This window comes from Labrenzia sp. THAF35 (genome assembly GCF_009363595.1).
GTDB classification, from domain to species: Bacteria; Pseudomonadota; Alphaproteobacteria; order Rhizobiales; family Stappiaceae; genus Roseibium; species Roseibium algicola.
Genome location: NZ_CP045380.1, coordinates 5,917,851 through 5,931,424 on the forward strand (window position 1 = coordinate 5,917,851; position 13,574 = coordinate 5,931,424).

Here is a 13,574-nt window from a genome sequence, read left to right on the forward strand (position 1 = left end):
AGGCGTTGCCTGGACAAACCGAAGGTCCTCGCTTGTTTTTTCCATTACAAGAACAAGGTGGCAATGCCGGGCAGAAGAATAACGAGCAGCAAAACCAGCAGCATGACCGCGATGAAAGGCATCGTGCCCGCGAAGATCTGTTCGACGGAAACGTCCGGATCGTTGAGCGTATTGTGCACCGTGAACACCGAGATGCCGAAGGGTGGCGTCAGGAGGCCGATTTCAACGGCGATCACGATGACGATGCCGAACTGGCTGAGGTCTATTCCCATGTGCTGCGCGATGGGCGCTGCGATCGGCACCATGATCAGGAGGATCGACGTACTGTCGAGGATCATGCCCATGACGAGAATGAGCGCCGAGCACAGAACCATGAAGCCCATCGGGCCGAGCCCGGTCTCGTTGACGAGGCTTGCGATGGCGTTGGGAAGGCCGGCAATCGACAACATGCGCGAATAATAACTGGCAGCGACGAGCAGCAGCAGGATCGATACCGAGATCACGCCGGTCTGCTTCATCACCCGCCACAGGTTATGGCGGTTGAGGGAACGGCGTGAAAGAGCAACCAGCAGCGCACCAAAGGCGCCGACACCGCCAGCCTCCGTTGGTGTGAAATATCCCGAATAAAGTCCGCCGAGCACCAGAACCACGAGCAGGATGATCGGCACCAGCTTGGCGATCATCCGGCCAAGTGGCATCGGTTCGATGGCGCTGTCGCGACGGCGCTCCTTCGCAGCAGCCGGATCGGTGAGAACGAAACCCGGGAACAGCACGGTGACGGCAACGAGCATTGTCACGAAGCCACCGGCAAGCATCAGCCCCGGCACGATGCCGGCGATGAACATGCCACCGATGGAGACTTCTGCCAGAACCCCGTAAATAATGAGGAGCAAGCTCGGCGGGATCAGCATACCGAGTACCGATGAGCCCGCGACGGTGCCGGCAGCAAAGGCCGGGCGATAGCCGTGGCGCTCCATTTCAGGGACTGCGACGCGCGTGAATACCGCCGCCGAGGCGATGGAGACGCCGGTGACCGCAGCGAAGATCGTGTTGGCCGCGACAGTCGCGACCCCGAGACCGCAGATGACCCGGCGCAGCAGTTCCTCTGCAACTTCGAAAGTATCCCGCCCGACGTTGGAAACGCTCACCAGCAGCCCCATAAGGACGAAGAGGGGAATGGTCGCGAACAGATAATCGGCAATGCCGCTGTAGACGGTCAGCTCCAGCATTCGGAAGGCAAGGTCGATGTTGTCGCGGATGATCCAGATCCCGGCAAAAGCCACCAGGAACAGCGCATAGGCTATTTGCATGCCGAGCAGAACCAGAACGATCAACGCGCCGACAAGCAGGAAGCCAATGGTCAACGTCGTCATGAAAAGCTCCGGAACATGCGAATTTCTGTGTGCGCCCGGTAGAACGCGGCCAGAACAGCCACCGCCGAGCCCAGGACCGTAATGCCCCGGAAGGGCCAGGTCGGAATGGTGAAGACGCCCTGGACGCCGAAAAATTCGGATGTCGCCCATGCACTGGCGAATTTCGGCCAGGAAGCCCAGAGAATGAGACCGAACACGATGACGCCGCAGAGAGAGAACAGGGCTTCGATCAGGCAGACACCTTTCGGCGACACGCTTTCAAGGCGCCGGACGAGAAAATCGGCCCGGGTCAGGCGCTTCTGCAGGATGGCAGCGGCAACCTGCAGGAAGACGATGGCAACAACGGTGCGTGCCGCGATTTCCGCAACGCCGGTAATCGGCGCGTTGAAGAAGTTTCGACCAAGAACATCAGCGACGATCAGTATCATGAGCGCGCCGATGGAAAGGGTACCGACCGATGACATGATGGCGGCCGTGCCGCCGAGCATTGCGCCGAAAGGCGCTTCCGAGAAAGCCGGGACATAGGCGTCGTCGGCCTCGGTTCTGGTCTCATCCGTCATCGTTACGTCCAGTTCGCTCTCAATAAACCCGCCCGGACAAGATGCCGGGCGGGAGAGGTGTGAGGCAAGGCCGCTCTCAGAGCCCCTCGTCCCAGGACCTCAGCGGTTCCGCACCGCGTGCGCGCAGGGCGTCGAAATAGGCCTTCAGCACGACACGGCCGGCATCGCCGGTCTGTTCCAGCCACGGTTCCACGATATTCGGCAGTCCGTTCACCCAGGCAGTTTTTTCTGCTTCCGGCAGTTCGTGGATCGTCAGCCCCGCTTCCTGCATTTCCTTGAGTGCTCGTGTGGCAAGATCCTCGACATATTGACCGTGTGCCGCGGACGTTGCCTTCGCAGCTTCCCGGAAGGCTGCCTGGACCGGTTCCGGCAGACCGTCGAAGAAGTCCTTGTTGGCCGCGATGCCACCGAAATACATCGAGCCGATGCCCACGCGGGTGAGTTCCGGAGCGACTTCATAGACGCGAGTCGGCAGAATTCCCGACGCGAAGGACAGCGTACCTTCGGTCACGCCGGTCTGGATGTTGGTGTAGTAGGTCGTCAGTGCACCGTCGACCGGCGTTGCCCCCGTTCCGCGCAACCAGTTGGCCGAAGTCCCCGGGGCGTTAAGCTTGCGGTTTTCAAGATCCTTCATGGAGTTGACCGGGAAGGTGGCATAGATGTCGTAGCTGTCGGTGATGAGCGATGACAGATGAACCATGCCGTTTTCCGCCCAGCTGTCACGCAGCTCTGGCAGGTTTGCCGAAAGATCATCGAAGATCTCGATGATCATCTTGTGGTCTTCCGTGGCAAACGGCGTGAAATAGGTCACGTTCTGAAGCGGCATGTTCGCGCCTTCCCAGACGGTACCGACCATGCCCACATCGACGATGCCGTCCATGACGGCCTCACGCGTGTCGGTGAATTTGTAGAGCGTGCCGGCGTAGGACTCCACCCAGTCGACCTTGTATTCGCCGGCGGCTTCCAGGATCCGGTTCACTTCCGGCTGGAAGGTGTTCTTCATCGCGTAGACCCAGATATTCTGTTCCGGATGCGACGAACCGATGTTGACCGTGATCGCCTGTTGCGCCGCGGCAAGGCCGGCAGAACTGGCCAGCATGGCCGTTGCGGTTGCCAATGTTACGAACTTCATGATTTTCCTCCCTGCATTCGGAGCCTTATCCTCCCAGGCTCCTCTGGTTCAGTCATTCAAGGTTCCAAGTGCTCTTACGATCCGTTCAGGCGTGAACGGCATTTCTGTCACTTGCGCGCCCATGGGCCGCAGGGCGTCGTTGATCGCATTCATGACGGCGGCCGGAGACCCGGCAGTGCCCGCCTCGCCCGCGCCCTTGGCCCCGAGCAGGCTCTCCCCCGTCGGCGTTTCAACGTGACCGATGATCATGTCGGGCATTTCAGCTGCCATCGGCACGAGGTAGTCTGCCATCGAGCCGTTCAGGAGCTGGCCTTCCGCGTCGTAGTGGATTTCCTCAAAGAGTGCTCCGCCGAGTCCCTGAACGATGCCACCCCGGATCTGCTCGTCCACGAGAAGCGGGTTGATCACCCGCCCGCAATCCTCGACGCACCAATGCTTCAGCAGCTTCACGATGCCGGTCTCCGTATCGACCTCGAGGTAGGAGGCCTGGACGCCGTTGGTGAAGGCAAAGGGATATTCGGACGTGATGAAGTGCCGTGTCTGGACAAGCTCCCGTGGCAGGCCCTTCGGCAATGTGTCGCCACGGAAGTAGACGATCCGGCCGAGCTCTTCGAGCGGCATGCGGGCTTCGCCTGAAGTGCTGTCGACCACAGCGCCGTCGCGGATGTCGAGCTGCGCCTGATCGGCCTGGAGCATGGAAGCGGCCACCTCAAGGATGGAACCGCGCAGCGCCCGCGCCGCCTGCAGCGCAGCCTCGCCGCCGATACCGGCCCCGCGCGACGCCCAGGTGCCGCCACCGTAGGGCGTCACTTGTGTATCACCGGTAATGACGCGCACACGCGCGGGGGACACGCCAAGACCCTCGGCAACCACCTGGCTCAGCATCGCCTCGGTGCCCTGCCCCTGTTCGGTTACGCCGGACAGGGCGACGATCGACCCGTCCGGATCCATCCGCACCGTGCAACCGTCTTGTGCCGAAATGCGCGCGCCGCCGATACCGTACATGAAGGGCGAGGGATTGGTCAGCTCGATGAAGCTTGCAATACCGATGCCCCTGTAGATGCCCTTCTTGCGGAGCTCTGCCTGTTCGGCTCGCAAGCCGTCGTAATCCATCAGCTCCAGAAGCTTGTCCATGGAGGCGTGATGTGACAGCCCCTCGAAACGCATGTTCGCGGGAGACGTCACCGGATAGGCATCATCCCTGAACATGTTGCGCCGGCGGATCTCGACCGGGTCCATGCCGATTTCGGCAGCAGCCATATCCACCAGCCCTTCGGTGATCGCGACCGCGATCGGATGGCCGACTGCCCGGTACTGGCAGGTTGGCGTCTTGTTCTGGAAGACGACCGTGGTCCTGGCCCGGTAATTCTGGAAGTCATAGGGGCCACCGCAGAGGTTCACCACCTGGTTGCCTTCGATGGCGGAAGTGCGCGGATAGACCGAATATGGGCCGATCGCGGTCCAGTCATCGACATCCATGGCGAGGATCCGGCCGTCTTCTCCTACTGCAATCTTCGCCTCGATCTGATGATCACGGGCGTGGATGTCGCTGGAGAAACTTTCCAGCCGGTCGGCAATGAATTTCACCGGCCGTTTCATGATCTTGGCGATTGCCGCCGTCGCCATTTCGTCCGGATAGACATGCACCTTGATGCCGTAAGAACCGCCGACATCCTCACAGATGACCCGGACCCGGCTTTCCGGCAGGTCGAGATGAGTGGCCAGAACTGTCTGTATCATGTGGGGCGCCTGCGTTGCATGCCAGGCGGTCATCTGTTCCTCGGCCGGGTTCCAGTCGACCAGGATCGAGCGCGGCTCCAACGTCACGCCCGTGTGCCGTCCGGTGACAAAGCGCGCCGAGACGACCTTGTGCGCGGTCCGGAAGGTTTCGTCCACGTCCCCCTGTTCGTGCAGGCGCCGGAAGGCGAGGTTGTCACCCATATCCGGATGCAGCACCGGCGTTTCAGGATCGAGCGCGGTCATCATGTCGGTGACGACGTCCAGTTGCTCGTAGTCAACATCCACAAGAGCCGCGCCATCCTCGGCAGCGGCGCGAGAGGTCGCGACAACGGCTGCCACCGGTTCGCCGACCCAGCAGGCACGGTCGACGGCAATCGCGTGTTCCGGTGGCGACTTCAGGCCTTTCAGATGGGCGAGCACAGCAACCCATGGCTTGCAGACCTCGGCGATGTCCTCGCCCGTGAAGACCCGGAGCACACCCTTCACCGCTTTTGCATCCTCGGCGTCGATACGGTTGATCTTCGCGTGCGCGAAGGGCGAGCGCACAAAGGCGACATGGACCATGCGCGGCAGCACGATGTCGTCCACGTAGACGCCGCGTCCCTGGACCAGGCGCCGGGCATTGGGCCGGGGGACCGTCTTGCCGATATAGGAATTGGGCCGGTCCGGATTACCGAATTGAATGGTCATGCGGCCCCCTTCCGTGCGCGGACACGCGCTACCGTTTCAACCGCATCCACGATGGCTTCGTAGCCGGTGCAGCGGCAGTAATTGCCCGATAGATGTTCGCGGATCTGATCGCGCGTCGGCATGCCGCCGGCCTCCAGCAGCTCGTTAATGGCAACCAGCATGCCGGGCGTGCAGAAGCCGCACTGGAGCGCATTGCGCTCGACAAAGACGTCCTGAAGATCCTTTATCGCGCCCAGGTCCGACAGGCCTTCCACTGTCCAGACGTCGGCACCGTCCGCCTGGGCGGCCAGCATCAGGCAGCCGCGCACGGCTTTGCCGTCGACCTTCAGCGTACAGGCACCGCAGACACCGTGTTCGCAGCTTGCATGGGCACCGGTAAGGCCAAGCTCGCCGCGCAGGAAATCAACGAGATGCTGACCTGCCGGCACACGCGCCTCGACGGGCTCCCCGTTCACGGTCAGGCTGATGTCGATCTTGTCGCGGAACATCTCTGTCATGCGTTTCCTCCCTCGATCCTGGCGGCGGCGCGGCGTAAGAGGACACCGGCAAGGTGGCGGCGGTAGGCGGCACTTGCCTGCATGTCCGACGGTGGGTCGATTTCCGCCTGCAGTGCCTGAACGGCGCCATCAATGTTGCCCTGGTCGAGAGCGGCCATGGCCCCTTCGGCAAGGACCGGCTTGGGCCCGACGGAAAAAAGCGACAGCCGGTGTCCATCGCCCCGCTTGACGAGGCACACTCCGGCAAGGGCATAGTCGCCGGATCTCCTGGCAACCTCGACGATGACCTGCTTTTCGCCGGGCCCTGCCTTCGGGACCGAGAGGCCGGTCAGGATTTCACCCTCCTCGATGGCCGTGTCGAAAATGTCCTGAAAGAATTCTTCCACCGGTATGTCCCGCGAGCCGTTGAGACCCTCGACATGAAGCGTGGCGCCAAGGGCCAGAACGCAGGCTGGAAACTCCGCAGCCGGATCGGCATGAGCCAGCGCACCACCTATGGTGCCGCGGTTGCGGATCGCAGCATGGGCGATGAATTCCACCGCCTGTGAAAGAAGCGGAGCAGACTGCCGGATCAGCGGGTTACGACCAATCTCCGCATGCGATGTCAGCGCGCCAATCCGCAGACCATCCTGCGTTTCGGTTACCCCGGAAAGCTCGCTCAGGCGGGAAATGTCGATCAGGACGTCGCCTGCGGAGAGACGCAGGTTCAAGGCCGCAACCAGGCTCTGGCCACCTGCAAGCACGCGGCCGTTGCCGTCGCTCGCGGCCAGCATTTCCAGCGCGTTGCGCAAACTGGATGCCCGGGCATAACCGCCCGCCGATGCCTTCATGGCGTCTCCCTCCCGATTCCATTGCGACGCCCTCCAGCATCGCTTATTGAGCATCTGCTCAACTTTATTGATCAGATGATCTATAAAAATCGGAAGATTGCAAGTAGATTATTGCGTGCCGTATGAGGGAGGCAGGAAAAGGAACATGAATGGAATGACCGATGTCGCCGAAACAGGGGACACTTCCAGCCGTCGCAGGCTGCCCCCTTCCGAACGCCGCCAGCAGATCGTTGAAGGTGCCGTCGCCTTCTTCGCCGAGGTCGGCCTTGACGGCAACACCCGCGATCTCGCCAAGCGTATCGGCGTCACGCAATCGCTGCTTTTCAACTATTTCGCCACCAAGGACGACCTCATAGAGGCGGTCTACGAAAAGGTGTACCTCGGACGTCTTTCTCCCGACTGGCCGGAACGGCTGACCGACCGGGAAGTGCCGCTGCGTCGTCGCCTGCTCGATTTCTACACCGAATACAGCACACTCATCTTCCAGTACGAGTGGATGCGGATTTTCATGTTTTCCGGCCTTTATGGCGCAGAACTCAACCGACGCTATCTCAAACATCTGGGTGACGTCATCCTGCTGCCGCTCCTGGGCGAGATCGAGCACGAGGCCAGTTCCGGCGTCACACCTGTCATGGAAGATATCTGGAACCTGCACGGCGGCATCGTCTACATCGGCATCCGGCAGCACATCTACCGAACCCCCTGCCCGGACGATCCGTCCGAGGCCATATCAAGAGCGATCGACCGTTTCCTGCTGTCCTTCGGAATCAGTCCCTGCCCTTGAGCTGGTGCTGAAGAGGTTGTCCGCTGTTCCAGCGGCTCATTCACCACCCCCGGAGAGGCACACGCAAGGCAAGGCACCAATCCTGTTCGAAGCGCAGCTGGACAGTCGGAAACGCGATTTCGGTAACTTCGTGGAGAACAGAGATAACGTCGTTCCGGCTATTCCTCAGGTTTTTCAAGGACCGCATAGCGTCCACAAGCTCCCAGGCAGCTACACACATTCCGGGAACCTCAATCTTGCAGTGAGGTAAATCCAGCAGACAGCCCGTCAGATCAACATCCGCCGAGGCTCTTTCAAAAGACCCGCGTAATAGCTCAGGAAGCGCGCGGCGTCGGCGCCGTTGATGACCCTGTGGTCGTAGCTGAGATCGAGGGGCACCATCTGGACGGGTTGGAAAGCCTCCCCGTCCCAGACGGGGGCCACTTCGGTGCGAGTGATGCCGAGTATGGCGACTTCGGGTGGGTTGACGATGGGTGTGAAGGCGGTGCCGCCGATCCCGCCGAGGTTGGTGATGGTCATGGATGCACCGCCCATTTCATCAGGGCGCACCTTGCGCTCTTGTGCTCTGGAGGCAAGGTCGGCGATTTCCGCCGCGATTTGCCAGAGGCCTTTCCGGTCAACGTCCCGGATCACCGGCACCATCAGGCCGTGGGCGGTGTCGACCGCGATGCCAAGGTGCACGTAGTTCTTCAGGAACAGCGTCTTGCCGTCCGAGCTGAGAGAAGCGTTGAACTTCGGGAATTCCCGCAAGGCCTTCGACAAGGCCTTGGCATGGAAGGCCAGCGCCGTCAGCTTCACGCCGCGCTCGCCGGCTTCCGTCCGCAATTCCTTGCGCAGGGCTTCAATGGCGGTCATCTCCGCGCGGTCGTGATGGGTGACGGCGGGAATGAGCCGCTGGGCCGCGGCCATGTTCTGTGCGGCAACCTGCGCGAACCTTGAAACCGGTTCTTCCGTTATGGGGCCGGAAAGCGCGTGGTCGACGTCCCAGTACCCGCGGTCTCCTGTTTCAATTGGAGAAGCTGAGACCGAAGGCGACATCCCAGTATCGCCTTCGCCTTCCACATCCTCGCGGGCGATGGACGTGCGTCCGATGTCGCGCGCGAGTTTCTCTATGTCTATGCCCTTCTGCCGGGCCAGCGCCCTGACCGAAGGCGGTGCGATCACGTCGGACATCTCCACCTCCTACCAGCTTGCCGAAATATACTGGGTTTCCATGAACTCCAGCATGCCTTCATGGCCGCCTTCACGGCCGAGGCCGGACTGCTTTGTGCCGCCGAAGGGAGCCGCCGGATCGGAAACGAGGCCGCGGTTGAAGCCGACCATGCCGTAGTCCAGCTTCTCGCAGACCTGCAGGCCGCGTTTCATGTCCTTGGTGAAGACATAGGCAACCAGACCGTATTCCGTGTCGTTGGCCCTGCGGATCACGTCGTCCTGATCGGTGAAGGTCTGGAGGGCTGCGACGGGGCCGAAGATTTCGTCGTGCACGCAGTCGGCCGTCTCGGGCACGCCCGAGAGCACCGTCGGCGGATAGAAAAAGCCCTTTCCGCCCGGCAGGTCGCCACCGACTTCGATCTTCGCACCCTTTTCAACGGCATCGCGAACGAAGTCCGCGACCTTGTCGCGGGTTTCCGCATTGACCAGCGGGCCGACGTCCACATCCGGGTCAGATCCGTCACCGACCTTCAGTTTTTTCATGGCCTCGACAAGTCGGCGGGTAAAGTCGTCGGCAACGGCTTCGTGTACATAGATCCGGTTGGCCGCCGTGCAGGCTTCACCGAGGTTGCGCATCTTGGCCAGCATCGTGCCCTGCACCGCCTCATCAAGGTCGGCATCGTCAAAGACGATCAGCGGCGCGTTGCCGCCAAGTTCCATCGCCGGTTTGAGGACCTGATCGGCCGCCGAATGCAGCAGCTTGCGGCCAACCGCCGTGGAACCGGTGAAGGAGACGACGCGCACGCGCGGGTCGTGCAGCATGTGATCGACAAGCGCGCCGGTGCGCTTGGAAGGCAGCACATTGACAAGGCCAGCCGGAACGCCGGCTTCTTCCAGGAGAGGCATGAGCGCCAGCATGGTCAGCGGCGTTTCGGAGGCCGGTTTGATGATCACCCCGCAGCCAGCGGCCAGAGCCGGAGCGATCTTGCGGGTGCCCATGGCCGCCGGATAGTTCCAGGGCGTGACCAGAACCGCAAGGCCGGCAGGCTTGTGCTGCACGATGATGCGCGCGCCAGAGGCAGGCGCATGGGTGATGAGGCCGTCGACGCGTACGGCTTCTTCGGCAAACCAGCGGAAGAATTCGGCGGCATAAGTCGCCTCGCCCATGGCGTCACTGCGCGCCTTGCCGTTTTCCAGCGTGATCATGCGGGCAAAGTCTTCCAGCCGCGCCGTCATCAATTCCCACGCCTTGCGCAGCACTTCCGAACGTTCGCGCGGCGTTTTGGCGGCCCATTTTGCCATCGCGGCTTCCGCGGCATCCAGCGCGGTATCCGCGTCCTTGATGTCTGCGGAGGCGACGGAGGCAAGCACCTCTTCGGTTGCCGGGTTCAGAACGTCGAACCTTTCGCCGCTCGCTCCCGCGCACCAGGCGCCGTTAATGTAAAGATCGGTATGGTCCATAATGGTCCCCATCGGTTCAAAGCAGGTGGCGGAGCGGTTGCTCCATCCGACCCGCGAAATTGGAAAGCAGGTCAATCGCCTGAGGCGTGGTCACTCGGTCACCGGTCCATTCCAGCACCAGAGCGAGATCCTCCCCCTGGCGCAGGATGCTGATGACAGGGCATTTGCCTGCATCAAGCTGAAGCGTCGAGATGCGGCTTGCTCTCAGGTCACGCACCAGCAGGTCCACTTCTTGATCATCGTCCGCCGGTTTGACCTGACCAAGCCAGAGCGAAGCAACGGAGTAGGCTTGCGACTGCCACATATTCTCAACGCGGACTTTGGCGGGAAAGTTCCCGAAACTGGCAGCCGCAAACCCGGCCAGCAGAACTGCCTGATCGGTTTGCCCGCCGTTGTCCTTCGCCCAGGCCACGAAGTCTGCAAATCCGGTACCCGATACCTCTGCCCTGAGTTCGAAGCGCTGCGCCGTGGCACTTGCCGCCGGCGTTTCCGCGCGCAGGGTCTTGAGGGTCTCCAGATCCTTGACGTGAAACGGCTGGGGATGGCCGGCATCGGCCAGACGCTGCAGGTCCAGCCCTTGTTCCTGCGCAAGCCGCCGTGCCTTGGGGGACGCAAGAACTCTCCCGGCCACCCCGGGCGCTGTCTTGGCCGTCACCCGTTTTTCAGGAGAAGGTGCAGGCGTGTTATCAGGTTCCGTCTTTTCCTGCCGCTCCGGCGCTGATTCACCAGCTGCAGAGGTTGGTGCTCCAGCCGCCTTGCGCGACACTGCCTTGTCCGGTTTTTGCTCCGAAATCACCGCGATCGCCTGGCCGACAGGCACTTCCTCTCCCGCTTCCGCCAGAAGCGCGGCCACGAAACCGTCGCGGCCGGCATTCACCTCAACCGTGCTCTTGTCCGTTTCCACTTCGAAGAGAATGTCGTCAGCCGCAACGGCTTCTCCGGGCTGTTTGCACCAGGCAACCAAAAGGCCCATGTCCTGAGCCATGCCGAGTGTCGGCATGATCACCTGATGTCCGTCTGGAAGCTCATCCTCCCCGGCCTCCACGCCGCCCGGTGCGGGTTCTGCCGTATCGGCGGTCTTCTCCGGTGAAGGCGCATTGCCTGCTTTTCCAGCCCCTTCCGGGGTTTCAGAGATCATCGCGATCACCTGTCCGACCGGAACATCGCTGCCTGCTTCCACGGAGACGTCGGTCAGATAGCCTTGCTTCTGCGCCTCCACTTCCATGGCGGCCTTGTCGGTTTCCACCTCGAAAAGCACATCGCCAGCAGCGACCGCCTCTCCCGGTTTCTTGTGCCAGGCCAGCAATTGGCCGCTGTCCTGGGCCATGCCGAGCGCGGGCATGATCACCTCATGCGGCATGGACCAGCTCCCCGCGGCAGATCTTGCGCGCGTTGTCGGCAACTCCTGCGGCATTCGGCACGGTGATGTCTTCAAGGGCGGGCGAAAACGGCACCGGCACGTCCATGGCGCCCATGCGGATGACCGGCGCGTCGAGGTGGTAGAAAGCTTTCTCGCTGATGCGCGCTGCGATTTCCGCCGTCACGCCGTAGCTCTGGTGGCCTTCGTCGATGACGATGGCGCGCGACGTCTTGCGGACGGACTTCAGGATGGTTTCCTCATCCAGCGGCACGATCGTGCGCGGGTCGATGATCTCCGCGCTGATGCCCTCGCGCGACAACGTTTCCGCTGCTTCCTCAGCCAGCTGCACCATGGAGGAGGTCGCCACCAGCGTGACGTCCCGACCCTCGCGCTTGATGTGCGCCTGACCGAAGGGGATCAGGTATTCTTCCTCCGGCACCGGAGCCTTGTCGTTGTACATCAGCTTGTCTTCGAAGATGACCACCGGATTGTTGTCCCGGATTGCCGTCTTCATCAGGCCCTTGGCCTCGTAAGCCGAAGACGGCATGGCGACCTTGAGCCCCGGAATGTGGGCGACAAGCGCTTGCAGCGACTGGCTGTGCTGGGCGGCCGAGCGGCGGGTTGCCCCCATGTTGGTGCGCAGGACCAGCGGCACGTTCAGCTTGCCGCCGGACATATAGTGGGTCTTGGCGGCCTGATTGCAGAGCTGATCCATGACTAGATAGAGAAAGTCGCCGAACATCAGATCGACGATCGGCCTCAGTCCGGTCATCGCCGCACCAACGGCAATGCCCATGAAGCCGGGTTCGGATATCGGCGTGTCGATGATCCTATCCGTTCCGAACTCCTCCACCAGGCCGGACAGCACCTTGAACGGCGTTCCGGCCTCCGCGACGTCTTCGCCCAGGAGAATGATCGACGGATCCCGGCGCATTTCTTCCGCGATGGCTTCGTTGACGGCCCTGGACAGGGTGATTTCACGTGTCATGGCATCCCTCCTCAGGCGGCCGTGCCGGCGTAGACATGCATGTCCACTTCCCGCACATCCGGATATTTCGCGTCGAGCGCATATTTGACGGCAGCTTCCGCATCGGCGGCGATTTCATTGTCGATGGCCACCAGTTCGTCGGCGGTCATGATCTTCTGGTCGATCATCCACTTGCCGAAGTTGGTGATCGGGTCGCGCGCAGACTTCCACTCCGTCTCTTCATCCTTGGTGCGGTAGTAGTCGCGGTTGATGTCGCCGACGTGGTGGCCGTGATAGCGATAGGTGTCGAGTTCGATGAAGAACGGGCCTTCGCCCTTTCGGCATCTGGCGGCGAGCTCTTCCGCCAGCTTGTTCACGGCCAGTACATCCTGGCCATCGACCTTGAAGCTCTCGATGCCGAAAGCTTCCGCCCGGGCGGTGAGCGAACCGGCCGCGATTTCCTCGGTCCTGGTGTATTCGCTGTAACCGTTGTTCTCGCAGGCATAGATGACAGGGAGCTTCCAGAGCGCGGCCATGTTCATGACCTCGTACCAGAGCCCCTGTGCCGTCGCGCCATCTCCGAAGAAACACACGGTGACGTGCCCGGTGCCCAGACGCTTGGCGGTGAGTGCCGATCCGGTGGCAATGCCCATGGAACCGCCGACAATGGCGTTGGCACCCAGATTGCCATTGGCCTGGTCGGCGATATGCATCGACCCGCCCTTGCCCCGGCAATAGCCCTCTTCCTTGCCCAGAAGCTCGCAGAACATTTCCTTGAAATGCGCGCCCTTGGCGACACAGTGACCGTGCCCCCTGTGCGTCGACGTGATCTTGTCTTCGGGCGTCAGCGCTTCGCAGATGCCGACGGCCACGGCTTCCTGACCGGAATACATGTGGGTCAGGCCCGGCATCTTAGCCGACAGGTAAAGCTGGTTGGCGTTGTCCTCGAAGGCACGGATGCGCACCATCTGCGTGTACATGCGCAGATACTCTTCCGTGTTGTGTTTCTTTTTCTTCGCAGCGCTCAT

Annotated in this window: 12 protein-coding genes; 1 reads left to right on the forward strand and 11 read right to left on the reverse strand. The window is 61.8% G+C overall.

Going from position 1 to position 13,574, the window contains the following annotated elements; translation table 11 throughout:
• Window positions 1-44 precede the first annotated feature (44 nt).
• From FIU93_RS27185 to FIU93_RS27210, 6 genes are all read right to left on the reverse strand, one after another.
• The gene (locus FIU93_RS27185; RefSeq protein WP_152507311.1) at window positions 45-1,373 is read right to left on the reverse strand and encodes a TRAP transporter large permease subunit; all 1,329 of its coding nucleotides are present in this window, start codon (window positions 1,371-1,373) and stop codon (window positions 45-47) included.
• Window positions 1,370-1,933 carry a TRAP transporter small permease gene (locus FIU93_RS27190; RefSeq protein WP_023001699.1) on the reverse strand — a complete coding sequence of 188 codons (564 nt, stop codon included), beginning with the start codon at window positions 1,931-1,933 and terminating at the stop codon, window positions 1,370-1,372. Before FIU93_RS27190 ends, FIU93_RS27185 begins: the two co-directional genes overlap by 4 nt.
• Window positions 1,934-2,009: 76 nt before the next feature.
• Window positions 2,010-3,065, reverse strand: a complete 1,056-nt coding sequence (locus FIU93_RS27195; RefSeq protein ID WP_023001700.1) for a C4-dicarboxylate TRAP transporter substrate-binding protein — start codon at window positions 3,063-3,065, stop codon at window positions 2,010-2,012.
• Between the two features lie 48 nt (window positions 3,066-3,113).
• Window positions 3,114-5,495: a xanthine dehydrogenase family protein molybdopterin-binding subunit gene (locus FIU93_RS27200; protein WP_152507312.1), complete on the reverse strand. Its 2,382-nt coding sequence runs from the start codon at window positions 5,493-5,495 to the stop codon at window positions 3,114-3,116.
• Window positions 5,492-5,992, reverse strand: a complete 501-nt coding sequence (locus FIU93_RS27205; RefSeq protein WP_152507313.1) for a (2Fe-2S)-binding protein — start codon at window positions 5,990-5,992, stop codon at window positions 5,492-5,494. Before FIU93_RS27205 ends, FIU93_RS27200 begins: the two co-directional genes overlap by 4 nt.
• Window positions 5,989-6,822, reverse strand: a complete 834-nt coding sequence (locus FIU93_RS27210; RefSeq protein ID WP_152507314.1) for a xanthine dehydrogenase family protein subunit M — start codon at window positions 6,820-6,822, stop codon at window positions 5,989-5,991. Before FIU93_RS27210 ends, FIU93_RS27205 begins: the two co-directional genes overlap by 4 nt.
• Before the next feature lie 145 nt (window positions 6,823-6,967).
• On the opposite strand from FIU93_RS27210, the gene FIU93_RS27215 reads away from it, so the two are divergent.
• Window positions 6,968-7,606: a TetR/AcrR family transcriptional regulator gene (locus FIU93_RS27215; protein ID WP_023001704.1), complete on the forward strand. Its 639-nt coding sequence runs from the start codon at window positions 6,968-6,970 to the stop codon at window positions 7,604-7,606.
• Window positions 7,607-7,873: 267 nt separating this feature from the next.
• Here FIU93_RS27215 and FIU93_RS27220 read toward each other — a convergent pair whose 3' ends face one another.
• From FIU93_RS27220 to FIU93_RS27240, 5 genes are read right to left on the reverse strand one after another with little or no spacing between them, the layout of a single operon-like run.
• Window positions 7,874-8,779, reverse strand: a complete 906-nt coding sequence (locus FIU93_RS27220; RefSeq protein WP_152507315.1) for a 2-oxo acid dehydrogenase subunit E2 — start codon at window positions 8,777-8,779, stop codon at window positions 7,874-7,876.
• A gap of 9 nt (window positions 8,780-8,788) precedes the next feature.
• The gene (locus tag FIU93_RS27225; protein ID WP_152507316.1) at window positions 8,789-10,219 is read right to left on the reverse strand and encodes an NAD-dependent succinate-semialdehyde dehydrogenase; all 1,431 of its coding nucleotides are present in this window, start codon (window positions 10,217-10,219) and stop codon (window positions 8,789-8,791) included.
• Between the two features lie 16 nt (window positions 10,220-10,235).
• Complete coding sequence (locus tag FIU93_RS27230) at window positions 10,236-11,579, reverse strand: biotin/lipoyl-containing protein (protein ID WP_152507317.1); 1,344 nt, start codon at window positions 11,577-11,579, stop codon at window positions 10,236-10,238.
• A complete protein-coding gene (locus FIU93_RS27235; protein WP_152507318.1) occupies window positions 11,569-12,567 on the reverse strand; it encodes an alpha-ketoacid dehydrogenase subunit beta in 999 nt (332 codons plus the stop codon). The genes FIU93_RS27230 and FIU93_RS27235 overlap by 11 nt, the downstream gene beginning before the upstream one ends.
• Before the next feature lie 11 nt (window positions 12,568-12,578).
• A complete protein-coding gene (locus FIU93_RS27240) occupies window positions 12,579-13,574 on the reverse strand; it encodes a thiamine pyrophosphate-dependent dehydrogenase E1 component subunit alpha (RefSeq protein ID WP_152507319.1) in 996 nt (331 codons plus the stop codon).